We start from the raw sequence: 23,337 nt of genomic DNA on the forward strand, positions 1-23,337 counted from the left end.
GTCGGTCGGCGTATTGGAATCAGTGTCCACTTACTTTAGGGTCGGGGCGGCCGTCACCCGGACGGCACAGGGGGACGACCGAAGGGGCACCGCTCATGTCCACCAGTGTTCGCCGCGTCGTGCGGACGGTACTGGCCTCCTGCGTCGGCGTCGCGATGACGGCCGCCGCGCTGCAGGGCAGCGCCGAGGCCGCGCCGGCCGAGGTCAAACCGCCCGCGCAGGACGCGTTCTACACACCGCCGTCGCCGCTGCCCGCAGGGAAGCCGGGCGACATCATCCGGTCGCGCGAGTCCGCGTACCCGTCGTTCGGGGACGCGAAGGCGTGGCAGGTCCTCTACCGGTCCGAGTCCGCGACGGGCGCGCCGATCGCCGTGTCCGGGACGGTCGTCGTGCCGACCAAGGCGTGGACGGGGACGGGCAAGCGCCCCCTCGTCTCGTACACGGTCGGGACGCGCGGGCTCGGCGACGCGTGCGCGCCGTCGTACACGCTCGCGCAGGGCCTGGACTACGAGGAGCTGTTCATCGCGGACGCGCTCAGCCGGGGCTGGGCCGTCGCGGTCACCGACATGGAGGGCCTGGGCACGCCGGGCCAGCACACCTACGAGGTCGGCCAGTCGCAGGGCAAGGCCGTCCTGAACATGGCGCGCGCGGCGGAGCACCTCGACGCCGCGGGGATCGGCGACGCGCCGGTCGGGATCTGGGGCTACTCGCAGGGCGGGACGTCGGCGGGGTGGGCCGCGCAGCTCGCCGCGTCGTACGCGCCGGAGTTGCAGGTGAAGGGCGTCGCGGCGGGCGGCGTCCCGGCCGACCTCCTCGCCGTCGCCAAGAGCCTCGACCAGGGCCCGTTCGCCGCGCTGATGTATATGGCGGCGGTCGGCTACGACGCGGCGTACCCCGAGCTGAACCTGAACAGCTACCTCAACGACGCGGGCAAGAAGCTGCTCGACAGCAGCAAGGACATCTGCCTGCTCAGCTTCGACGTGGTCCCGACGGTGCTCGGCACGGCGTTCAAGAAGATCAGCGACTTCACCGTCAAGAACCCGCTCGACCAGCCGGACTGGCAGGCGCGGCTCAAGGAGAACAAGCTCGGCGGGACGGCCCCGTCCGCGCCGGTGTTCCAGTCGCAGGCCGTGTTCGACGAGATCATCCCGTTCCAGCAGGCGGACGACCTGCACAAGGCGTGGTGCGCCAAGGGCGCGAACGTGACGTGGAAGACGTACACGTTCGCCGAGCACGTCCTCGGCGCGCTGCAGAGCGAGCCGGACGCGGCGGCGTTCCTCGCGGACCGCTTCGCGGGCAAGCCGACGCAGGGGAACTGCGCGGCGTGACCGATCGCCGGGGCGGGCCGTCGCGGCCCGCCCCGGCGCGCGTCAGCCGATGTTGACGATCTGGCCCGCGGGCGGCGCCGTCACCTGGACGGGGTCGCCGTACCGGTCGAGGTCCAGGATCGCGTCGCCGTCGGACTTCACGCGCAGCACGCGCGGCTCGCCGTCGAGCGCGACGTACATGGAGTCCCCGCCGTCGCGCAGTTCGAGCGCCCGCCGGCCGGAGACCGTGGTGATCTCGCCCTTGGTCGGCGTACCGGTAGGCGTCATGATGTCGCCCACCATGCCGGTCACGTCGGTCAGCGGCTCGACGTCCTTGAAGTCCTTGGACTTGCTGCTCGTCTTGATGTACTTGTCCTTCAGCAGGCTGACCGCGGCCCCTCCGGCGGCGTCGGAGAGGAACGCCTCGTTGCCCTTGACGTAGATCGCGTCGTCGAGGCGGATGAACTCGAACTTCTGCTCGCCCTGGGTGATCGTGCCCTGGGACGTCGCCTTGCCGGCGAACGAGACGTCGATCTGCATCGAGCCGCCGTCCATCGGCATCGCGCCGCTCATGTGGACGGAGCTGGCGGCGAGCGTCGCGGTGCGCGCGCGGTCGAGGATCGCGGTGACGTCGAGCTTGTCGATGCCGTTGGTGGTCGCCCGCGTCGTCGCGCGCGCGGCGGGCGGCGCGCCGCCGTCGTCCGAGCCGTCGCAGGCGGCCGTGGACAGGGCGAGGGCGGCGGCGAGCGCGCCGCCGATCAGGGCCGTGAATCGCATTGTTTTTCCTAGCCTGGGGTTGAATGCCCGGTAAGTATGGTCGGTCGGACCGGGGCGGTTCACTCCCTTAACGCCGGAAGTCGGACACGATCAGGTGTCAGGACGGCGGGTGGGTCCAGGCGTTGACCTCCACGCGGCCCGTCGTGCCGATGTCGACGCCGCCGTCCGGGGCCACGACGTGCGCAGGACGGCCCGGCGCGGGCGTGACCTCGATGTAGGGCGCGCGGATCGCGGGCTTGTCCACGTCCGTCACCGTGTTGCGCCACATCAGGACGAACCGCGCCGTCTCGCCGGGCTTGAGCGTCAGGGGCTTCGGCTTGTCCTGGGTGCCCGCCGGGGTCTCGACGTCGATCGGGGCGCGGGCGTCGTCCAGGAGCCGCACGGCCGGCCGCCCGTCGAGCCGGAACGGCTTGCCCCCGCAGTTGGTGAGCGTGATGCCGAGCCCGCGCTCGCCCATCGCGGCGTCCACCAGGCCCGCCGTGAGGCTGACACCGGTCGCGTCGCACGGCGTCGGGCTGAGCGTCGGCGTCGGCGGCAGTTCGGGCGCGCTCGGCGTCGGCAGCGACCGGATCGGGATCGGCGCGCCGTGCTCTTCCTCCAGCGCGGTCGCGCACGCGGACGCGGCGAGCAGGGGGACCAGGACGAGCGGGAGCAGGCGACGCATCGCCCGATGATGGCACACGTTGACCTGCAAAAACCCGCCCAACAGGATCAAAAGCAAACCTATTGGGCAAAGCGTCCGCTGATGGACGCACAGGCAGAAGAGACGGCCGTGGGTGTGGAGGAAGAGTTCCACACCGTCGATCTGGAGACGCGGCGGCTGCGGCCGCGCGCCGACCGGCTGCTGCGGCGGCTCCCCGGCGAGCGGTTCGGCGAGGAGCTGCAGCGCTCGGTCGTGGAGACCAACAGCCGCCCCTACCTCAAGCTGGTCGACCTGGCCGAGGACCTGACGGCGCTGCGGCGCGGGGTCGTGACGGAGGCTGAGCCGCTGGGGCTCGGCGTGGTCGCGGCCGGGACCGTCCCGGAGGCGGACCTCGACGCGCTGGACGTCACGCCCGACCCGCGCTACGAGCACATGCTCGGCGAGTACCAGGCGCTGGCGCGCGAGCAGTTGATCTGCGGCGCGCAGGTCCATGTGGAGGTCGCGGACCGGGAGCGGGCCGTCGCGGTCGCGCAGCGGCTGGCGCACCGGATGCCGGTGCTGCTCGCGCTGTCGGCCAGCTCGCCGTACTGGCGCGGCGACGACACCGGGTACGCGAGCTACCGGACGCTGCTGTGGAGCCGGTGGCCGACCGCCGGGCCGGTGGGCTCGTTCGCGTCGGCGGCGGAGTACGACGCGCTGCTGGAGGATCTCCAGCGCTCGGGCGTGATCAGCGATCCGGGGATGCTGTACTTCGACGTCCGGCCGTCCGCGCACGTGCCGACCGTCGAGCTGCGCGTGTGCGACGCGTGCCCGCGCGTCGAGGACGTGGTGCTGCTCGCCGGCCTGTTCCGCGCGATGGTCGCCGAGGAACTGGCGGCCCTCGACGCGGGCCGTCCGCCCGTGCCGATCCGGCCGGAGCTGGCGCGCGCGCTGAACTGGCGGGCCGCGCGGTCCGGGCTGGAGGGCGAGCTGGTCGACCCGGTGGAGCGGACGCCGGTCCCCGCGCCCGTCCACGTCCGCCGCGTGCTGGACGAGCTGCGGCCCGCGCTGGAGCGGTTCGGCGACTGGGAGCTGGTCGCCGAACTCGCAGGCGCGGCCGTGGAGAGCGGCGGTTCGGCGGCGCGGCAGCGCGCGGCGTTCAACGGCGGCGGGTTCCGCCGTGTCGTGGACCTGCTGCTCGACGAGACCCGCGAGCAGACGGGTTCGCTGGCGGGCGCGGGATTCGGGCGGCCGCGCGTGGAGTCGATGCTGGCCGGCTACGCGGCCGAGGACGACGAGGCCGTCCTGTTCGACGGCACCGCGCGCGGCCCCTACGGCCTGCTGATGGACGCGTTCGACCGGATCGGCGCGGACGGCCTGCGCGAGCGCGAGCGGGAACGCGACGCCGTGCAGCGCCGCCTCGGCATGACCTTCCAGGTGGACGGCGACGAGGAGCGGCTGTTCCCGGTCGACGTCGTCCCGCGCCTGGTCGCCGCCGACGACTGGGCGCCGCTGCGCGCCGGGCTCGTCCAGCGGGTGCGGGCGCTGGAGGCGTTCCTGCGCGACGCGTACGGGAAGCGGGCGGCGGTCGCGGACGGGATCGTCCCGGCGTGGGTGCTCGACGACGCGCCCGGCCTCCGCGCCGAGGGCTCGCTAGTTCCGGCGGGCGCGGTGCGGTGCGCGGTCGCGGGCGTCGATCTCGTCCGGGACGGCGCGGGCCACTGGTCGGTGCTGGAGGACAACCTGCGGGTTCCGTCCGGCATCGGATACGCGCTGGCGAACCGGCGGCTCATCGCGCGCGTGCTGCCGGAGCTGACGCGGGCGCTGCCGTCCGCGAGCGCGACGCGGGCGATCGGCGCGCTGCGGGCGGCGCTGGCGCCGGAGGACGGCGGGGCGGCGCTGCTCACGTCCGGCCCGGACGATTCCGCGTACTTCGAGCACCGCCTGCTCGCGGACGAGATGGGCGTCCCGCTGCTGACCCCGGACGCGCTCCGCGCCGACGCGGACGGCGTCCACGCGGACGGCCGGCGCGTCGCGGCGATCTACCGGCGCATCGCCGAGGACGAGCTGTTCGGCGCGGACGGCGCGGACGGCCGCCCGATCGGCCCCGGCCTGCGCGCCGCGCTGGAGAGCGGGGCGGTGCGGCTCGCGAACGCGCCCGGCAACGGAGTCGGGGACGACAAGGCGCTGTACGCGTTCGTCCCGGCGCTGATCCGCTACTACCTGGACGAGGAACCGCTGCTCGGCGGCGTCCGCACGTACCTGTGCCGGGACGCGGAGCAGTGCGCGCGGGTGCTGGACGAGATCGCGGACCTCGTCGTGAAGCCGGTGGACGGCCAGGGCGGCCTGGGCGTGCTCGTCGGCCCGGACGCGTCGCCCGCCGAGCTGGACGAGGCCCGCGACCGCATCCGCGCGGAGCCCGCCCGCTGGATCGCGCAGGACCCGGTGACCCTCTCGACGCACCCGACGTTCGAGGACGGGCGGCTGCGTCCGCGCGCGTTGGACCTGCGCGCGTTCGTCGTCCAGTCGCCGGCGGGCGCGGACGTCCTGCCGCTCGCGCTGTCCCGCGTCGCGCCCGAGGGCAGCCGCGTCGTGAACTCCACGCGCGGCGGCGGCTCGAAGGACACCTGGCTGCTGCGCTCTTGAGCGAATGCTTTGAGCGAACGCTCAAACCGGCAGGTCGTCCGGCGTGAACGTGCTGAGCTGCTCGCGCGTCGGCTCCTCGCCCTCGGCCGCCAGCCGCTCGGTGCGGCGCGCGTGCGCGGTGACGGCCGCGCGGAACAGCTTGTCGATCTCGCGGCCGTTGCCGGTGCGGTACCGCTCGGCCTCCGCCGCGAGGTGGCGGCGCAGCGCCGCGACGGTCTCCTCGGGGACGGTGTAGTCGGCGGCGCGCGCCTTGTCGGCGAAGATCTGCGTGAGGCCGTCCACGTCGTAGGGCTCGAACGTCAGCGTCCGCGCGAACCGCGACGCCAGACCGGGATTGGACGCCAGGAACTCCTCCATCTCGGCGGTGTAGCCCGCCGCGATGACGATCACCTCGTCCCGGTGGTCCTCCATCAGCTTGACCAGCGTGTCGATGGCCTCCAGCCCGAAGTCGTGGCCGGTCCCGGCGGGCCGCGACAGCGTGTACGCCTCGTCGACGAACAGCACGCCGCCGCGCGCCCGCTCGAAGACCTCCGCGGTCTTCTGGGCGGTGTGCCCCACGTACTGGCCGACGAGGTCGACGCGCGCGGCCTCCACGACCTGGCCCTGCGCGAGGACGCCGAGCGCCGCCAGCAGCTCGCCGTACAGGCGCGCGACCGTCGTCTTCCCGGTGCCGGGCGGGCCCGCGAAGACCAGGTGGCCGGTGATCGCGTCCGCGTCCAGGCCCGCGCGGCGGCGGCGCCGCGCGGAGTCCAGCAGCGCGAGCAGGTCGTTGATCTCGCGTTTGACGTCGTCCAGGCCGACGAGCGCGACGAGCCGTTCCAGCACCGCCGCGACCTGCTCGGAGTCGCGCGCCTCGCCGAACCGCGCGGCGAGGCCCGACGCGACGTCCAGGTCCTCGGGGAGCAGCAGCGTCAGCTCCTCCACCGACGGGTCGCCCTCGGCGAGCCGCTGCGCCTGCCGCTCGACGGCGGCCTCGAACACGCGCCGCGCCTCGCGGCCGTTGCCGAACCCGGCGTCGCGGCGGACGCCGGTGAAGTGCTGCGCGACGGCGGCGCGCGTCTCGGGCGCGAGCCGGTAGCCGTCGCGGACCGCGTGCGCCTCGGTGATCTCGGCCAGCTCGTCCGGCGTGTAGTTCGCGAAGTCGATCGTCCGGGAGAACCGCGACTTCAGGCCGGGGTTGGCCGACAGGAACTCGCGCATCTCCGCCGAGTAGCCCGCCGCGATGACGACGACCTCGTCGCGGTGGTCCTCCATCAGCTTGACCAGCGTGTCGATGGCCTCGCGGCCGAAGTCGGGGCCGCCGCCCGCCGGGCGCGCCAGCGCGTACGCCTCGTCCAGGAACAGGATTCCGCCGCGCGCCCGGTCGAACGCCTCCCGCGTCTTGATCGCGGTGCCGCCGACGTTGTCGGAGACCAGGTCGCCGCGGCTGACCTCCACGACCTGGCCCTTCTCGATGACGCCGAGCGCCGACAGCAGCCCGCCGTACAGCCGCGCGACCGTCGTCTTGCCGGTGCCGGGCGGGCCCGCGAACACCATGTGGCGGCTGATCGACGGGCCCGGCGGCAGGCCCGCGCGTCGCCGCCGCTCCGCGACCTTCTGCAGGTTGACGATCTTGCGGATCTCCTGCTTGACGGACGCCAGGCCGATCATCGCGTCTAGTTCGGCGAGCCATTCGCCGGTGGGCTCTACCGACTCGTCGGGCTCCTGGTCGCCGGTCGCCGGGACGGACGCGGTGCCGGTCTTCATGCCGGTCTTGACGTGCCGTTCCGCCGGGTCGCCGCCGATCTGGTCGGGGCCGCCGTTGCCGTCGCTGACCAGATCCGTCGCGGTGAACCGCGCGGACGGCGCGACGACGATCCCCCGGTCGGCGTTCCCGACGACCGAGCAGCCGTGCAGCGTGACCTCCGCGTCGCCCTCGACGGTGACGCCGTACACGCCGTTGTCCTTGAACGCCGTGCCCGTCGCGGTGAGCCGTCCGCCGCCGACCGCGCGCAGGCCCATCTCGCCCGCGCCCGTCACCGAGCCGCCGGACACGGTGCCGGTCGCGTCCTCGACGACGATGCCGTGCGTCGCGGTGGAGCGGACCTCGCAGTCCTCGAACACGGCCGTCCCGTGGTCGGACACGCACAGGCCCGCGCGCCGCCCGCCCTCGGCGAGGACGCGCCGCGCCGTCAGCGAGCCGCGCGCCGTCACCCACACCGCCTCCAGGCCCGCGTCGGCGACGCGGCAGTCCTCCAGGACCGCCGTCGCGTTGTCGCGGACGACGAACGCGCACACCTCGGACTCCTCCATCGAGGTGTTGCGGACGGTGGCCTCGGCGCGGTCGTCCACGAGGATCGCCGCGTGCCCCGGCCGCGCCACGGTGGTCTGCTCGATGATCGGACGGGAGCCCTCGGTGACCCAGATCCCCGACGACCCCGCGTCCAGGACCCGGCACCGTCGCACCGTCACGGCGCTACCGGTGCGCAGCGCGACGGCGTTGTCGCGGGTTCCCTGGACGGTTGTGTCCTCCAGAATCCCGGTCGCGCTGGAGTAGACGACCGCGCCGTCGCTGACCTTGCAGCCGCGCAGCGCGACGGACGCGCCGTCCCACACGCTCACCGCGACCGTGCCGGGGCGGCTCACGAACTCGCACTGCTCGGCGAAGACGTTCCCGCCGGGGACGCGCAGCGCGCTGCCCTCCTCGCTCCAGTTCCGGACGATGAGGCCCTGCAGCGTGACGCGGCCCGCGAGGCGCATCGTGACGTCCGTCGCGCCGTCCAGCGTGACCGTGCCCGGCCCGGCGACGGCGGTGAGGATGAAGTCGGCGTCGCTGCGGAAACCGGTGCCCGGGTAGTGGCCGGGCTCGATAAAGATGTGCTTGCCGCGCGGCCCGAACGGGGGGAGCGGCGCCTGCAGGGCGTCCAGAACCGTGCGGAACGCTCGGGGCGCGGTTTGAGAGACGACCAGACGCAGCAAACGGCCCTCCCGATCCTCGACGCCCCCCGGGATCGGCCGCCGCCGGGGGATTCCATGCTCCCACCCGGCGGGCGGGGCGCGCGAGGCCGCCTGGTTGTCGGTGCCTTGGGTTAGTTTTCCCGATATGGGCGGCATCCGATTTCTGCGCGGGGACGCGACCGTCCCGCAGGCCAAGGGCGTCAAGCTCATCGCCCACGTCTGCAACGACCGGGGCGGCTGGGGGAAGGGGTTCGTGCTCGCGCTGTCGGCGCGCTGGCCCGAGCCGGAGAAGGAGTACCGGGCCTGGCACCGGGGGCGGCCGGGGAGCGGGTTCCGGCTCGGCGCGGTGCAGGTCGTCCGCGTCGACCGGTACGTCCACGTCGCGAACATGGTCGCCCAGCACGGCACGCGGACGGGCAGCAAGGGGCCGCCGATCCGCTACGACGCGCTCGACGAGTGCCTGGCCGAGGTCGGCGCGCGGGCGCTCGACCTGCGCGCGACCGTCCACATGCCGCGGATCGGGTGCGGGCTCGCGGGCGGGGACTGGCGCCGGGTCGAGCCGATGGTTCAGCAGAACCTGGTGGACCGGGGCGTAGAGGTCACGGTCTACGACCACGACTGACGGACGCGGGCAGCGTGACGCGGACCGTCGTGCCCGCCCCCGGCTCGGAGTCCAGCTCGGCCGTGCCGCCGTGCGCGGCGGCGATGGCCGCGACGATCGGCAGGCCGAGCCCGGCCCCGGCGGACGGGCGGTCCGCGCGGTCCGCCCGGTGGAACCGCTCGAACGCGCGGGCGGCGTCGGCGGGCGGCATCCCGGGGCCGTCGTCGGCGACCTCGATGACGACGCGGCCGGGTCCGGCGCCGAGACGGACGGTCGCCGTGGTGCTCGGCGGCGTGTGCGCACGGACGTTCGCGAGCAGATTCGCCAGCACCTGCCTGATCCGGGCCTCGTCGACCGTCGCGGTGAGGGTGTCGGGCGCGTCCAGGACGACCGCGCGGTCCGGCGCGGCGGCGGACGCGTCCGCGACGGCGTCCCGCGCCAGCGCGGCCAGGTCGGTGCGGGCCGGGCGCAGGCCCGCCGCGCGGTCGAGCCGCGCCAGATCCAGCAGATCCCCGACGAGCCGGGACATCCGCTCCGCCTCCGCCTCGACGCGGCCCATCGCGTCCGGCAGGTCGGCGGGGCCGAGCGCGCCGTGCCGGTACAGCTCCGCGTAGCCGCGGATCGTCGTGAGCGGCGTCCGCAGCTCGTGGGACGCGTCCGCCGCGAACTCGCGGACGCGCCGCTCCGAGCGGGCGCGCGCCCAGAACTCCCGCTCGATCCGGTCGAGCATCACGTTGATCGCGGCGGCGAGCCGCGCCGTCTCGTCGCGGTCGCCGGCGCCGGGCATCCGGGCGCGCAGGTCGCCGCCCGCGCTGACGGCGTGCGCGGTCGCCGCCATCCGCCGCAGCGGCAGCAGCCCGCCCCGGATCAGCCCGCGGCCGAGCAGCGCCAGCACCGCGAGCAGCACCGCCGCCGTGACCAGCTCGGTGACGACCAGGCTGCGGACGGCGGCGGTCACCTCGTCCAGCGGCGTCGCGACGACGACGTACGCGCCGTCCCGCGCCGGACGCGCCACCGCGCGCAGGCCCGGCAGCGAGAACGGGTGGAGCCGCGCGGCGCGGCGGCCCACCCCGGCCGGGCCGAGCCGCCGCAGCTCCGCGACGGCGGGCGCCGGATCGACGTCGGGCGCGCTCAGCACGTCGATCCCGCCCGACGGGCGGACGACCGCCACGACGAACAGCGCGGGCGCGCCGCCGTGCTCGGCCGGGCCGGGCCGCACCAGCCGGGAGACGGTCCGGTCGCGGACGGCCTGCAACTGCCCGTCCACCCGCTCCATCAGGTAGTCGTGCAGCACCAGCGCGGAGACCAGGCCCATCACGGCCAGGCCCGCGACGGCCACCGCGAGGAGCCCGGTCAGCAGGCGGGCGTTGAGCGTCATGGGCGCAGCGCGTACCCGACGCCCCGGCGCGTCCGGATGAGCGGCGGGCCGAGCGGGTCCAGCTTGCGGCGCAGATAGCTGATGTAGGTCTCCACGACCTGCGGGTTGCCGTGCTCGCCCCAGCCCCACACGTCCCGCATCAGCTCGGCGCGCGAGACGACGCGGCCCGCGTTGCGCATCAGGTGCGCGAGCAGCCGGAACTCGGTGGGGGACAGGTCGACCTCGGTGCCCGCGCGGTGGACGGTCCACGTCGCGGAGTCCAGCTCGACGTCCGCGACGCGCAACACCTCGTCCGGCGGGTGCGGGGCGGCGCGGCGCAGCACGGCGCGGACCCGCGCGACCAGCGCCTCGATGGAGAACGGCTTGGTGACGTAGTCGTCGCCGCCGATGGACAGGCCCGTCACCGTGTCGGCGGGGGCGTCGCGGGCGGTGAGGAAGATGACCGGGACGTCGTCGCCGTCCGCGCGCAGCATCCGGCACACCTCGAAGCCGTCGAGGTCGGGCAGCATCACGTCGAGCAGCACCAGGTCGGGGCGGTGGCGGCGCGCCTCCAGCAGCGCCTCGGCGCCCGTGCCCGCCACGGCGGCGTCGAAGCCGTGGAAGCGCAGGGCCGTGCGCATGAGGTCCCTGATCCCGGCCTCGTCGTCCACGACGAGGACCCGCTGGTTCCCGCTCATAGCCGCCCGGACGTTCCCCTTCCCGCGAGGTCGTGCCCACGCTAACGGGGTCGGCGCGGTGGGCGGCCGGGGAAAACCTGGGAGAACGCTGAGAACGCGGGCCGGGGGCGTTCGCCTCGACGGCTCTCCCGCCGCGTCGGCGCGGTCGGGTGGACGGGCGGGAGCGGGGCGGTCGGCGGGTGGTGGGCGCTGGCGGGGACGGTCGGCGGGTTCAGACGGCGCGGGGGTCGTGGTGGGTGAGGAGGCGGTCCAGGAGGTCGGTAAGGACGGTGCGTTCGTCGGGGGTCAGCGGGGCGAGCAGCGTGGCGTCGAGGGCGGCGGCGCGGTCGGTGAGGCGGTCGAGTTCCGCGCGCCCGGCGGGGGTGAGCGCGACCAGGTAGCGGCGGCGGTCGGCGGGATCGCGCTCGCGGGCGGCCAGGCCCAGGTCCAGGAGGCGGCCGACGACGTCCACCAGGTCGCTCGGGTCGATGCCGAACTGCGCGGCGAGTTCCCGCTGCGAGGACGGCGGGGCGTCGTCCAGCGCGGTCAGGACCGCGAAGTCCCAGAGCGTCAGGCCGCGCTCGCGCAGCATGTCGGCCATGCGGGTGCGGCCGAGCCTGCCGACGCGCGCGAGGACGTAGGCGGAGACGCCGAGCAGGCGCGGCGGCAGGCGTCGGTCGTCGCTCATGGCGTCTATCGTAGGGTGCGACCAATCATTGGATCTAACCCACGGATTGAGGGCGGATGGACGCGCTGTACCCCCGGCTGCTCGTTGACGACTTCGACGCCTGCGCGCGCTTCTACGAGGCCACGCTGCTGGAGCTTCTGGGCGTGCGCCCGGTGAAGGTGCTGCCGGAGGCGCGCTACGCGACGTGGGATCTCGGCGGCGGGACCGTCCTGTCGCTGTTCGACCGCGCATCCGTCGCGGAGGCCGTGGGCGCGCCGGGGTCTTCCGCGGACGCGCCGGCGGGACGGGACCGTTCCATGCTCGTCCTCCGCGTCGAGGACGCCGACACGGCCGCCGCACGCCTGGCCGCGCTCGGCGCGACCGTCGCCGCGCCGCCGCAGGACCGCCCCGCCTGGGGCCCCGGCCTGCGCACCGCCCACCTGCGCGACCCGGACGGCAACCTGATCGAACTCCAGTCGTACTGAGGGCCGTCGCGCGGTAAGACGGGCGAGGCGCCGATTCTCCGCGCCCGTGAGACCTGGCCGACCTTCCCAGCATGGCCGTCCCCGGCACCCGGTTGCCCGCAGTCAGGTGTCCCACGTCGCGGCGCGGCCGTCCTTGGCACCCGGCCGTCCGCAGTCAGGTCCCCTACGGCGCGGCGCGGCCGTCCTCGGCAGTCGGCCGTCCGCAGCCAGGTGCCCTACGGCGCGGCGCGGCCGACCTCGGCACCCGGTTGCCCGCAACCAGATGCCCCACGTCGCGGTGCGGCCGACGTCGGTACCCGGTCGGCGCGGTCCGGACGGGTCGGCCGCCGACCGGTGTCCGGGATCAGCGGCCGGTGGCGCCGTCGATGCGTTCCCGCAGGATGTCGGCGTGCCCAGCGTGGCGCGCGGTCTCCTCGATCATATGGACGAGAATCCAGCGCATCGACGGCGGCGGCGTCTCGCGCAGTGAGCGGACGCCGGGCGCGTCGAGGTCGGCGCACGCGTCCAGGACGGCGTTGGAGCGCGCCGCCGCGTCCCGGTAGCCGGCCAGCAGGGACGCGGCGGTCTCGCCGGGGCCGGGCGCGACGTCGTCGGGCAGCCGCGCGCCCTCGCCCGCGTACGCCCAGCCGAACCAGTTGTCTTCGACGGCGGCGAGGTGCTTCACCAGCCCGAGCAGACTCGTCCCGGACGCCACGCCGGGCGCGCGCAGGACGTCGTCCGGCAGCCCGTCGAGCTTGGCCGCGACCGCCTCCCGCAGGTAGTCGAGAAAGGCGCGCAACGTCGCCCGCTCACCCGCCGCGACCTCCGGCGGCCGCAGATCCCCGCGCGCGGGCTGGTCGGGGGTCATGCGGTCAGGGAGTCGAGGATCGCGCAGGCGCGGGCGACGCCGTCCTCGGCGCGGAGGCGGGCGCCGAGCGCGGCGGCGCGGTCGCGGATCGACGGGTCGCCGGTCGCGCGGCGGACGCGGGACGCGAGCGCCGGGACGTCGAGGGCGCGGAACGGCAGCGGCCGCGGCCCCGCGCCGAGCGCGGCGACGCGCTCGCCCCAGTACGGCTGGTCGCCGAAGAACGGGCACACGATCGTCGGGACGCCCGCGCGCAGCCCGGCCGCCGTCGTCCCCGCGCCGCCGTGGTGGACGACCGCCGCCACGCGCGGGAACAGCCACGAGTGCGGGACGTCGCGGACGGCCAGGACGTCGTCGTCGGACGTCGCCGGGTCGCCCTGCACGATCCCGCGCACCCCGGCGAGGCGCAGCGCCGCCCGGACGGTGAGGTCCGTCAGCTCCGGGTCCTTGACGACCATGCTCCCGAACCCGACGTAGACCGGCGGCGGTCCCGCGTCCAGGAACGCGGCGAGGTCGGCGGGCGGCTCGTAGGCGGGCTCGTCCAGGAACCAGTAGCCGGTGAGGTGGACGTTCGCGGGCCAGTCCGCGGGGCGCGGCACCACGGCGTCGCTGAAGCAGGCGAGGACGGGCCGTCCCTCGCGCCGCACCCGGTGCATCGGCCCGCGCGCGGGCAGCGCGGCGAGGCCCAGCGCGCCGCGCCGCCACGGGTTGATGAACGGGCGCGAGAACTGCCAGGCGAGCTGGTCGACGGCGGCGAAGCTCGCGCGGTTCGCCCACGGGCCGAGCAGCCGCGCCTGCGGGACGAACGGGTGCGGGAACGCGCCGGTCGGCTGGCTCGGCTGGAAGTGGACGAGCGCCCACGGGATGCCCAGATGCTCGCCGAGGTGCGCGGGCAGGAAGCCGAGCGTCGGGCCGAGCAGGAGGTCGGCGCCCTTGCAGGCGTCCGCGCACTCGGCCAGCAGGCGTTCGGCGAGCGGGCCGAGGATGCGGCGGAAGCCGCCGAGGAACCGCACCGGGTTCCGGCCGCCCGCGAGCAGTTCCTGGCCCTCGTCGGAGTCCAGGATTTCGGTGGGGTCGGCGGTGAGCGGCGCGAGTTCCAGCCCGGCGGCGTGCGCGAGCGGCGCGTACCGGGCGCTCGCGACGAGCCGGACGGTGTCGCCGCGCTCGCGCAGCGCGCGGCCGAGCGCCGCACAGGGCTGGATGTCGCCCCGCGATCCGGCGGCGAAGATCACAACGGTGCGGCTCACGGGGTCGGCCTTCCTGTCACCAGGTGTCCGGCTGGTCGTGCCCGGGGCGGGGCGCGCGCGGGACGTCGTCGGGAATGTACGGGGAGTACCAGCCCTCGGGCGGCGGGGGCGGCCACGCCGCGGGCTCGGCGGGCTCCGCCGGTTCGCGCTGCCACCACGGCGCGGAGGGCGGCCCGGGCTCGGGCGGCAGCGCGCCGACCGGCTCGGCCCCCACGGGGTCCGGCGTGTCCGACCCGCCCCGGCTGGACACGCGCAGCGTCTCGATCCGCGCCGCGCCGGGCTCGCGGGCGGGGCCGTCCGCGCCGGGCTCGTCCGCGGGCAGCCCGGCCAGCGGGTCGTGGCCCGGCGGAACCCGGTCCGCGCCGCGAGGCTCGTCGGCGGGCGGGACCGCCGGTATGCGGCTACCCAGGTCGAACCCGCGCGAAGCGTCGCCGGGCGTCGGGGGGACGTCGGCGGGCGGACGGCCGTCCTGCCCGACCGCGCGCGGCGTCCCGGCGGGCGCGCCGTCGCCCCGGCCGAAGCCGCCGCCGTTGTCCACAGGGCTGTTGATATCCGCGGCGGGGGCGGGGAGGGGCTGCCGGGCGACGGGGGCGTCGCGCCACGGGGACGGTTCGGCGTCCCACGGCAGGTCGGAGTGCGGACGGCTCGGCAGGCCGCCGTAGGGCGTCGCGCGCGCCGAGACCGGTTCGCGGCGGGGCGCGCCGCCGAGCGCGGGGACCGCCGCGCCCGCCGGGACGTGCGCCCGCGCGTCCGCCGGTGCGTGCGCGCCGACCAGCTCGCCGGGCTCGCCCTGCACGGGCGGCTGCGGCGCGATGCTCGGCACCGGCGACAGCACGGGCTCGGCGGCGACCGGCGCGGGCGCGCGCCGCCGCCCGTGCTTGGGCCCCATCCAGCCGCGCCGCGACGGCAGCGTCAGCCCGCTGATGACCGCGCCGACGAGCACGAGCGCCGCGCCGAGCACCAGCGCGCCCGAGATCCCGTGCCGGAACCCTTCCAGCGTCGCGTCGTTCGCGCCGTCCTGCGGGATGTCGTGGATGAGCAGGCCGAGGATCGCGATGCCGAACGCGCCCGACATCTCCCGGATCACGTTGAGGATTCCGCTCGCGACGCCCGCCTGGTCCTCCGGCACGGCCTTGAGGACGTACATCACCAGCGGCATGCACATCGCGGACCCGAACCCGGTGACGAGCACGCCCGGCATGAGGTCGCCGAACCCGTAGTCCCGCTGGATCATCGAGAACAGCACCATGCCGCCGGCCATCATCGCCATGCCGCCGCCGATGGCGATGCGCGGCCCGAGCTTGGCGGCGACCCAGAACGACACGGGCGTCATGAGCATGACGACGATCGCGGACGGCAGCATGACGAGTCCGGCCTTGGGCGGCGAGAAGCCGAGGTAGCGCTGCAGGAACGTCGCCGCGTAGAAGATCATGCCGTTGAACCCGATGCCCCAGAGCATCTGCGACAGCAGCCCGCCGACGAACACGCGGTTCCGGAAGAACCGCATGTTGATCATGGGGTCGGGGGCCCACCGCTCGACGAGCACGAAGCAGCCGAACGCGATGGCCGCGAGCGCGAGGACGCCGAGGACGGCCGGGTCCGTCCATCCCTGGTGGCGTCCGGTCTCCAGCGCGTAGACGAGCGCGAACAGCATCGTCGCGGAGATCAGCACGCCGGGCAGGTCCACCCGCGCGTCCTTGTTCTCGCCCTTGCTGGTGAGCACGGCGAGGCCGAGCAGGATGACCAGGACGCCGGGGACGATGTTGATCAGGAAGATCCAGCCCCAGTGCCAGTGCTGGACGATGAACCCGCCGATGGTCGGGCCGAGCGCCGTCGCGCCGCCCGCGGCGCTCACCCAGGCGATGGTGCCGAGGGAGCGCTGCTTGTCGGTACGCCCGACGGTGATCATCACCTGCGTCGCGGGGAGCGCGAGCGCCGCGCCCGCGCCCTGCACGATGCGCCCGCAGATCAGCAGCGTGTCGGTGGAGGCGAGGCCGCAGACGGCGGACGCGCCCGTGAAGATCGCCATTCCGGAGACGAACGCCGTCCGGCACCCGTAGATGTCGGTGATCCGCCCGCCCGCGATCATGAGGCAGGAGAACATCAGGATGTAACCGGTGGCGACCCAGTCGAGGGCGGACTTGTCCATGCCGAGATCGCGCTGGATGCTGGGCAGCGCGTTCGCGACCACCGTGTTGTCCATGGTGATCATGAATGCGGAGACGGCCACGACCGCCAGCGCCCATCGGTATCGGCCCCGGGTCACGTTGGTTGCGCGGTGGCACCCCGCGACCTGCGGGAGTACGTCCGCTTCCCCCTAGATTCGTCCGTGAGTATTGTTGCGGTTCGTAGACATCTCGCCGCGTGATGCGGGGTCGTTACTGAGATGTCCCAACTATCCCATCACGCCACATGTGTGACCAGTGAGTCTTGTCACGGCCGTGACAAGACGCCACGGAGAAAAGTGGCCTGGGTGCGCATCGTGAGCCGGTCAAAATGGGACATCGTGGTCCCTCCGCTTCGAACGATCCCGGTGTCATTGGGGGAAACCCGCACATGCAGAGCAGCCTTGGTCGTTCGGGAGCCGCGCAGGGCGACACGCGGATCGGCGAGGACGCGATTCGGCGGCACCTGATCGAGGAGATCGCGCGCCGTTCCCGGATCGAGCCCGACGACGTCGACCCCGACCGCCCGCTGGAGGAGTTCGGCCTCGCCTCGCGCGACGCCGTCGCGATGGCGGGCGAGCTGGAGCAGCTCCTCGGCCGCTCGCTCAACGCGACGCTCGTCTGGGAGTACCCCACGATCAACCTGCTGTCGGCGGCGCTCGCCGGCGGAGCCGACCGCGCCCCCGCCCCGGCGGCCGGGCCGGGCCCCGCCGCGCGGCCCGCCGACGACCGCGAGCCGATCGCCGTCGTCGGCGTCGGCTGCCGGTTCCCCGGCGGCGGCCGCGACCTCGTCGGCCCCGGCGACTACTGGCGCTTCCTGACCGGGCGCGGCGACGCGATCAGCGAGGTCCCCGAGGGCCGCTGGGACGCGTTCGACGACGGCTCCCCCGAGGTCGGCGACCTGCTCGCCAAGACGACCAGGTACGGCGGGTTCCTGGAGGACATCGCCGGGTTCGACGCGCAGTTCTTCGGCATCACGCCGCGCGAGGCCGCCGCGATGGACCCGCAGCAGCGGCTCGTCCTGGAGGTCGCCTGGGAGGCGTTCGAGCACGCCGGGATCGGTCCCGCGTCGCTGCGCGGCAGCCGCACCGGCGTGTTCGTCGGCGTCTCCGCGCCCGAGTACGCGGCGTTCACCGCGTCCGACCTGGCGGCGCTGGAGCCGTTCACCGCGACCGGCGCGGCGCTCAGCATCATCGCCAACCGGCTGTCGTACCTGCTGGACCTGCGCGGCCCGAGCATGATCGTCGACACGGCGTGCTCGTCGTCGCTGGTCTCCACGCACCTGGCCGTGCAGGCGCTGCGCTCCGGCGAGGCGGACGTGGCGCTCGCGGGCGGCGTGAACCTGCTGCTGTCGCCGACCGTCACGATGACCTTCGACCTGGCGGGCGCGACCGCCGGGGACGGGCACTGCAAGGCGTTCGACGCGTCCGCGGACGGCATGGTCCGCGCCGAGGGCTGCGGCGCGGTCGTGCTGAAGCGCCTGTCGGACGCGGTCCGCGACGGCGACCGCGTCCTCGCGGTGATCCGCGGCTCGGGCGTCAACTCCGACGGCCGCTCCAACGGCCTCGTCGCCCCGAACTCCGACGCGCAGCGCGCGCTGCTGCGCGACGTGTACGCGGCCGCGGGCATCGACACCCGCGAGGTCGACTACGTCGAGGCGCACGGCACCGGCACGCTGCTGGGCGACCCGATCGAGGCGCGCGCGGTCGGCGACGTGCTCGGCGCGGGCCGCCCCGAGGACGAGCCGCTGCTGATCGGCACCGCCAAGTCCAACCTCGGCCACATGGAGTCGGCGGCGGGCATCGCGGGCCTGATCAAGGCCGTCCTCGCGCTGCACCACCGGACGATCCCGGCGAGCGTCCACTACAAGGAGCCGAACCCGCACATTCCGTTCGAGGAACTGCGGCTCGCGGTCGTCTCCGAGGAGACGCCGTGGCCGGTCCGGTCGCACCCGCCGCGCGCGGGCGTGTCCGGGTTCGGGTTCGGCGGGACGAACGGGCACGTCGTGCTGGAGGCCGCGCCCGCGCGCAAGCCGGTGCGCGAGCCGGTGTCGGTGCGGACGTTCCCGCTCTCCGACACCGCCGCCGACCGCGTCCGCGACCACGCCGCGCTGCTCGCGGACTGGCTGCCCGAGGACGTCGAGCTCGCCGACCTCGCCCGCACGCTGCACGGCCGCGCCGGCCGGGGCCGCGCCCGCGCCGCCGTCGTCGCGCGCGACCGCGCCGGGCTCGCCGCCGGGCTCGCGGCGCTCGCCGAGGGCCGCCCGCACCCGGGCGTGGTGTCGGGGACGGCGCTCGGCGCGCCCGGCCGCCCGGTCTTCGTGTTCTCCGGCTACGGCGCGCAGCGCCCCGGCATGGCCAAGGCGCTGCTGGAGGAGGAGCCCGCCTTCGCGGAGGCGATCGACGACCTCGACGGATTGTTCGCCGAGGAGGACGGCCCCGAACTGTGGTCGCTGCTGGAGTCCGGCGAGAAGCTGACGGGCGGCCCGGCCGAAGTCATGCCGGTGCTGTTCGCCGTGCAGATCGGCCTCGCCCGGATGTGGGCGTCCTACGGGATCGTCCCGGCCGCCGTCGTCGGCCACTCGATGGGCGAGGTCGCGGCGGCCGTCGTCGCGGGCCGCATCACCGCCGCGGACGGCGTCCGGGTGATCTGCCGCCGGTCGCGGCTGCTGACGAGCCTCGTCGGCGGCGGCGCGATGGCCGTGCTCGGCGCGTCCGCGCAGGACGTCGCCCGGCTCACCGCCGACCTGCCCGACGTCCACGCCGCCGTCCACTCCTCGCCGCGCCAGACCGTCGTCACCGGCGACGCCGACCAGATCGCGACCGTGCTGGAGCGCGCCGAGGCCGAGGGCCGCCTGGCCCGCAAGGTGCAGGCCGAGGGCGCGGGCCACTCCCCGCAGGTCGACCCGCTGCTGGCCGACCTGCGCGCCGAGCTGGCGGAGATCGGCGCGGAGCCCGGCACGCCGCTCGCGGAGGGCGTCGCCTTCTACACGACCGCGCTGGACGACCCGCGCGGCCTCGCGGACGACGCGCCGCTGGACGCGGAGTACTGGGCCGCGAACCTGCGCAACCCCGTCCGGCTCACCGACGCCGTCGCGGCCGCCGCCGAGGACGGCCACCGCACGTTCGTCGAGGTCAACGCGCACCCGATCCTCGCGCACGCGGTCGGCGAGACCCTCGACGGCTCCGGCGCGCTCGTCACCCACACCCTGAAGCGCGCGCCCAGGGGCCAGGAGACCGACGACACGCTCACCTTCCACGCGCAGCTCGCGCTGCTCGGCGCGCACGGGCTGCGCGTCGCCGCGCCGACGGACGGCGCGGTGATCGACGTCCCGTCCGCGCCGTGGCGGCACGAGCGGCACTGGGCCGACACGACCCGCCGCGCGGCCGCGGGCCGCGACGAGCACCCGCTGCTCGGCGCGCACGTCGAGCTGCCCGGCGAGGACCGGCATGCGTGGCGCGCCGACGTCGGCACGGCCGCGCAGCCGTGGCTGGCGGACGCCGCCGTCCACGGGCTGCCGGTGCTGCCCGTCGCCGCGTTCGCGGAGATGGCGCTGGCCGCCGGGGCGGCGGCGCTCGGCACCGACGCGGTCCGGGTGAACAGCCTGTGGATCGAGCGACCGCTGGCGCTCGCGGAGCACACGACGGTCACGACGACGTTCGACGAGGTCCGCCAGCGCGTCGAGATCCACACCCGCAACGCCGCCGGGACGTTCACGCGGCTGGCCAGCGCCGACGTCGGCGCGGACGTCCGCCCGGCCGCGCCGGACGAGCTGGCCGGGCCGGTCACCGAGGTCGCGGGCGCGGACCGGGGCAGCCGCCACTACCGCGTCCACCCCGAGGTGCTGGACCGGGCGCTCGGCGTCCTGTCCGCCGAGGCCGAGACCGTCGCGGGCTCCGGCGGGGGCGGCGTGTGGCTGGCCGAGACGGTCGGCGCGCTGCGCGTCCACGGCCCGACGCACCGGGGCGGCCACGTCCGCGTCGCGGTGACGCACGACGAGGACGGCACGCTCGTCGGCGCGCTGCAGATCGCCGGGCCGGCGGGCGAGATCCTCGCCGAGGCGACCGGCGTCGTGCTGCGCCGCGCCGAGCGCGCCGACATCCCCGTGCCGCTCGCCGCCAAGGCCGTCGAGCTGGTGTGGGACGAGACCGACGCCCCCGAACCGGCCGCCGAGCCCGGCCGCTGGCTGCTGCTCGCCGAGGACGACGACGTGCTCGCCCGCGAGACCGCCGCCGCGCTGACCGCCGCCGGGCACACCGTCGCCCGCGGGCCGGTCACCGCCGACCAGGACTTCGACCCGGCGGTGCGCGGCATCGTCGTGATCCCCCCGGCGACGCTCGTGGACGAGGACCTGGTCCTCGCCGTCGCCCGCGTCTCGGTCGCCGCGCCGGACGGCCCCCGGCTGTGGGTCGCGACCCGCGCCGCGCTGCCCGTCCTGCCCGGCGAGGGCGGCGTCCCCGCGCAGGCCCACGTCCGCGCGGTCACCCGCGTGCTGGCGTTCGAGCGGACGGTCCAGCGCGCCACGCTCGTGGACGTCGACCGGCCCGCCGACCTCGCCGCCGAACTGCTCAGTGGCGACGGCGACGGCGCGCGCGAGGTCGCGTGGCGCGGCGGAGTCCGCCGCGTCGCCCGCCTCGCCCCGGCCGCACTGCCCGCCGACGCGGCCCGGCCGCACAAGGCCGTCCGCCGCGGCGGCGCGTACATCGTCACCGGCGGCTACGGCGGCATCGGCCTGGTCACCGCCGAGCTGCTCGCCGAACGCGGCGCGGCCCGGATCGTCCTGTCCGGCCGCTCCGGCCCCGGCCCCGACGCGGAGCGCGCCATCGCGCGGCTCCGCGAGCGCGGCGCGGACGTCGCGATCGTCCTCGGCGACATCGCCGAGCCCGGCACCGCCGACCGGCTCGTCGCCGCCGCCCGCGATGGCGGGCTGGCGCTGCGCGGCGTCGTCCACGGCGCGGGCGCCATCGACGACCGCCTCGTCGCGGACCTCGGCGCGGACGACCTGCACCGCGTCTGGTCGGCGAAGGTCACCGGCGCGCGCCGCCTCGACGCGGCCCTCGCCGCCGCGGACGCCGACGCCGGCCTCGACTGGTTCGCCGTCCACTCCTCCGCCGCCGCGCTGGTCGGCTCGCCCGGCCAGGCCGCGTACGCCGCCGCGAACGCCGCGATCGACGCGCTCATGGCCGACCGCCGCGCGCACGGCCGCCCCGGCACGACGATCCAGTGGGGCACCTGGTCGCGGGTCGGCGGCGCGGCCGACGCGAAGGTCGCCGTCATCGAGCCGATCAGCCCGGCCGAGGGCGCGGAGGCGCTGGAGGCGCTGCTCGCCCTCGACCGCCCCGAGACCGGCGTGCTGCGCTTCGACCCGGCCGCCGCGGTCGGCCTGTTCCCCGAAATCCGCTCGATGCCGTACTTCGCGGCGCTCACCGCGGCCGCCGCCGACCAGGGCGCGGACGAGGGCGCGCCCGACTGGCCCGGCGTCGACGCCCTCGCCGACCTCGACCCGGCGACCGCCCGCGCGGCCGTCGCCGCGCAGATCCGGTACCGGATCGCGTCGGTCCTCGGGTTCGCGCCCGAACGGCTCGACCCGGCCATCCCGCTCACCGACCTCGGGCTGGACTCGCTCGTCGCCGTCCGCATCAAGAGCGGCGTCGAGCACGACCTCGGCCTGACCGTCCCCGCGTCGGTGCTGCTGCAGGGCGCGAGCGTCAACGCGTTCGAGGCGTGGGCGTCCGGCGAGCTGGGCTTCGGCGACGCGCCCGCGCCCGCCGCCGCGACGACGGCCGTGTCCAACGCCGAGGCCGGATACGTCATGGCCCGCGACGACGCCGAACGCCTCGCCGTCCGGATCTTCGAGGACGTCCTCGGCCTCGACCGCGTCAGCGTCACCGGCGACTTCTTCGGCGAACTCGGCGGCCAGGAGCACCAGGCCGACGAGGTCGCCGCGCTCGTCAACCGCGAGCTGGCCGCCGCGGGCGCGCCCGCCGCGACCCGCGACGAGCTGTTCGCGACGCCGACCGCCGAGCACGTCGGCGAGTTCCTGCGCGCCGCCGACGAGGAGGCCGCCCGGCAGACCGTCCGGCCGCTGAAGTCCACCGGCTCGCGCCGCCCGATCTTCATCGCGCACCCGGCGGGCGGCACGACGTCCTGCTACCGGCAGCTCGTCGCGCTGCTCGGCGAGGACCAGCCGGTCTACGGGCTGGAGCGCTTCGAGGACGCGCCGTCCGTCGAGGAGCGCGCCGCCCGGTACGTCGAGCACCTGGTCGCCGCGCAGCCCGAGGGCGCGTTCCGGCTCGGCGGCTGGTCGTTCGGCGGCGTCCTGGCCTACGAGACCGCGCGGCAGCTCACCGCCGCGGGCCGCGAGGTCGAGTTCGTCGCGCTGTTCGACGCGGGCCTGCCGCTCGCGGTGGACGACGAGTCCGAGAGCCTCGCCCGGCGCTTCACCGCGTTCGCCGACTACGTCAACGAGACGTACGGCATGGACGTCGACCTCTCCTACGACGAGCTCGCCGGGCTCGACGAGGAGGCGCAGTTCGCGCTCGTCATGGAGCGCGCCGCGCCGCTCGTCGACCACATCCCCCCGGCGGCGCTCACCCACCAGCTCACGTCCCACCAGGACACCCGGTCGCTGGAGGCGTACCGGCCCGGCGGCTACGACGGCCGCGTCATCCTCTACTACGCGCCGGAGGAGACGCCCTGGGCCGTCCGCGACGCCCGCTACGTGCTCGACGGCACGAACGGGTTCGGCGACCTGTGCTCCGACCTGGAGGTCGTCACGATCCCCGGCGTCCACCACCTGAATCTGCTCGACCCGCCCGGCGTCGAGGTGCTCGCCAAGCACCTGGACGGACGGCTGAGCGCGGCCGGCGCCCCACGCGCCGCGACCGCCCGGGCGGCCACCGCCGCGAGCGCGGCGGACACCGGGGCCGGTGTGGTGCCGCCCGGTTCCGGAGGCCGTCCCACGGCCGCCCCGGCCCGCTGAGGCCGGACCGTCCCGACAAGCCC

At 75.5% G+C, this 23,337-nt stretch carries 14 protein-coding genes; 5 read left to right on the forward strand and 9 right to left on the reverse strand.

The annotated features are described in order from the left end of the window. Positions 1-95 precede the first annotated feature (95 nt). Complete coding sequence (locus G339_RS0114325) at positions 96-1,328, forward strand: lipase family protein (protein ID WP_033323082.1); 1,233 nt, start codon at positions 96-98, stop codon at positions 1,326-1,328. Between the two features lie 42 nt (positions 1,329-1,370). On the opposite strand, the gene G339_RS0114330 is transcribed toward G339_RS0114325, so the two are convergent. Then, positions 1,371-2,084: a hypothetical protein gene (locus G339_RS0114330; protein ID WP_019631766.1), complete on the reverse strand. Its 714-nt coding sequence runs from the start codon at positions 2,082-2,084 to the stop codon at positions 1,371-1,373. Between the two features lie 97 nt (positions 2,085-2,181). Next, the gene (locus tag G339_RS33700; RefSeq protein ID WP_019631767.1) at positions 2,182-2,748 is read right to left on the reverse strand and encodes a DUF4232 domain-containing protein; all 567 of its coding nucleotides are present in this window, start codon (positions 2,746-2,748) and stop codon (positions 2,182-2,184) included. 81 nt (positions 2,749-2,829) lie between these two features. Here G339_RS33700 and G339_RS0114340 point away from each other — a divergent pair, with 81 nt between their 5' ends. Beyond that, positions 2,830-5,352 (forward strand): carboxylate--amine ligase/circularly permuted type 2 ATP-grasp protein, encoded by a 2,523-nt coding sequence (locus G339_RS0114340; protein WP_033323084.1) that lies wholly within the window; start codon positions 2,830-2,832, stop codon positions 5,350-5,352. 21 nt (positions 5,353-5,373) lie between these two features. On the opposite strand, the gene G339_RS0114345 is transcribed toward G339_RS0114340, so the two are convergent. Further along, the gene (locus G339_RS0114345; protein ID WP_019631769.1) at positions 5,374-8,310 is read right to left on the reverse strand and encodes a right-handed parallel beta-helix repeat-containing protein; all 2,937 of its coding nucleotides are present in this window, start codon (positions 8,308-8,310) and stop codon (positions 5,374-5,376) included. A 124-nt stretch (positions 8,311-8,434) separates the two neighbouring features. Here G339_RS0114345 and G339_RS0114350 point away from each other — a divergent pair, with 124 nt between their 5' ends. Then, the gene (locus G339_RS0114350; protein WP_019631770.1) at positions 8,435-8,911 is read left to right on the forward strand and encodes a macro domain-containing protein; all 477 of its coding nucleotides are present in this window, start codon (positions 8,435-8,437) and stop codon (positions 8,909-8,911) included. Here G339_RS0114350 and G339_RS0114355 read toward each other — a convergent pair. The 3 genes from G339_RS0114355 to G339_RS0114365 all read right to left on the reverse strand — a co-directional run bounded on the left by G339_RS0114355 (position 8,889) and on the right by G339_RS0114365 (position 11,612). Beyond that, complete coding sequence (locus G339_RS0114355; RefSeq protein ID WP_019631771.1) at positions 8,889-10,268, reverse strand: sensor histidine kinase; 1,380 nt, start codon at positions 10,266-10,268, stop codon at positions 8,889-8,891. The two genes, G339_RS0114350 and G339_RS0114355, sit on opposite strands and share 23 nt — an antisense overlap. After that, a complete protein-coding gene (locus G339_RS0114360; protein ID WP_019631772.1) occupies positions 10,265-10,945 on the reverse strand; it encodes a response regulator transcription factor in 681 nt (226 codons plus the stop codon). Before G339_RS0114360 ends, G339_RS0114355 begins: the two co-directional genes overlap by 4 nt. A gap of 211 nt (positions 10,946-11,156) precedes the next feature. After that, complete coding sequence (locus G339_RS0114365) at positions 11,157-11,612, reverse strand: MarR family winged helix-turn-helix transcriptional regulator (RefSeq protein WP_019631773.1); 456 nt, start codon at positions 11,610-11,612, stop codon at positions 11,157-11,159. Between the two features lie 56 nt (positions 11,613-11,668). On the opposite strand from G339_RS0114365, the gene G339_RS0114370 reads away from it, so the two are divergent. Then, positions 11,669-12,076, forward strand: coding sequence for a VOC family protein (locus G339_RS0114370; protein ID WP_019631774.1), 408 nt, complete (start codon positions 11,669-11,671; stop codon positions 12,074-12,076). A gap of 343 nt (positions 12,077-12,419) precedes the next feature. Here the strand turns inward: G339_RS0114370 and G339_RS0114375 are convergent, their stop codons facing one another. The 3 genes from G339_RS0114375 to G339_RS0114385 are packed head-to-tail and all read right to left on the reverse strand — an operon-like array spanning position 12,420 to position 16,433. Next, positions 12,420-12,923 (reverse strand): DinB family protein, encoded by a 504-nt coding sequence (locus G339_RS0114375; RefSeq protein ID WP_019631775.1) that lies wholly within the window; start codon positions 12,921-12,923, stop codon positions 12,420-12,422. Continuing rightward, a complete protein-coding gene (locus tag G339_RS0114380; RefSeq protein WP_026341440.1) occupies positions 12,920-14,167 on the reverse strand; it encodes a glycosyltransferase in 1,248 nt (415 codons plus the stop codon). Before G339_RS0114380 ends, G339_RS0114375 begins: the two co-directional genes overlap by 4 nt. 16 nt (positions 14,168-14,183) lie before the next feature. Further along, entirely contained in the window at positions 14,184-16,433 is a 2,250-nt protein-coding gene (locus G339_RS0114385) for an MDR family MFS transporter (protein WP_026341441.1), read from the reverse strand. A gap of 290 nt (positions 16,434-16,723) precedes the next feature. On the opposite strand from G339_RS0114385, the gene G339_RS0114390 reads away from it, so the two are divergent. Continuing rightward, the gene (locus tag G339_RS0114390) at positions 16,724-23,314 is read left to right on the forward strand and encodes a type I polyketide synthase (protein ID WP_019631778.1); all 6,591 of its coding nucleotides are present in this window, start codon (positions 16,724-16,726) and stop codon (positions 23,312-23,314) included. Positions 23,315-23,337: the final 23 nt, after the last annotated feature.

Source organism: Actinomadura atramentaria DSM 43919 (genome assembly GCF_000381885.1).
Classification (GTDB): Bacteria; Actinomycetota; Actinomycetes; order Streptosporangiales; family Streptosporangiaceae; genus Spirillospora; species Spirillospora atramentaria.

What these genes read in the sequence shown, in the direction of transcription:
- G339_RS0114390 (WP_019631778.1), top strand. Translation starts at nt 16,724, where the DNA reads ATGCAGAGCAGCCTTGGTCGTTCGGGAGCCGCGCAGGGCGACACGCGG.
- G339_RS33700 (WP_019631767.1), bottom strand. Translation starts at nt 2,748, where the DNA reads ATGCGTCGCCTGCTCCCGCTCGTCCTGGTCCCCCTGCTCGCCGCGTCC.
- G339_RS0114325 (WP_033323082.1), top strand. Translation starts at nt 96, where the DNA reads ATGTCCACCAGTGTTCGCCGCGTCGTGCGGACGGTACTGGCCTCCTGC.
- G339_RS0114355 (WP_019631771.1), bottom strand. Translation starts at nt 10,268, where the DNA reads ATGACGCTCAACGCCCGCCTGCTGACCGGGCTCCTCGCGGTGGCCGTC.
- G339_RS0114330 (WP_019631766.1), bottom strand. Translation starts at nt 2,084, where the DNA reads ATGCGATTCACGGCCCTGATCGGCGGCGCGCTCGCCGCCGCCCTCGCC.
- G339_RS0114375 (WP_019631775.1), bottom strand. Translation starts at nt 12,923, where the DNA reads ATGACCCCCGACCAGCCCGCGCGCGGGGATCTGCGGCCGCCGGAGGTC.
- G339_RS0114340 (WP_033323084.1), top strand. Translation starts at nt 2,830, where the DNA reads ATGGACGCACAGGCAGAAGAGACGGCCGTGGGTGTGGAGGAAGAGTTC.
- G339_RS0114350 (WP_019631770.1), top strand. Translation starts at nt 8,435, where the DNA reads ATGGGCGGCATCCGATTTCTGCGCGGGGACGCGACCGTCCCGCAGGCC.
- G339_RS0114370 (WP_019631774.1), top strand. Translation starts at nt 11,669, where the DNA reads ATGGACGCGCTGTACCCCCGGCTGCTCGTTGACGACTTCGACGCCTGC.
- G339_RS0114360 (WP_019631772.1), bottom strand. Translation starts at nt 10,945, where the DNA reads ATGAGCGGGAACCAGCGGGTCCTCGTCGTGGACGACGAGGCCGGGATC.
- G339_RS0114365 (WP_019631773.1), bottom strand. Translation starts at nt 11,612, where the DNA reads ATGAGCGACGACCGACGCCTGCCGCCGCGCCTGCTCGGCGTCTCCGCC.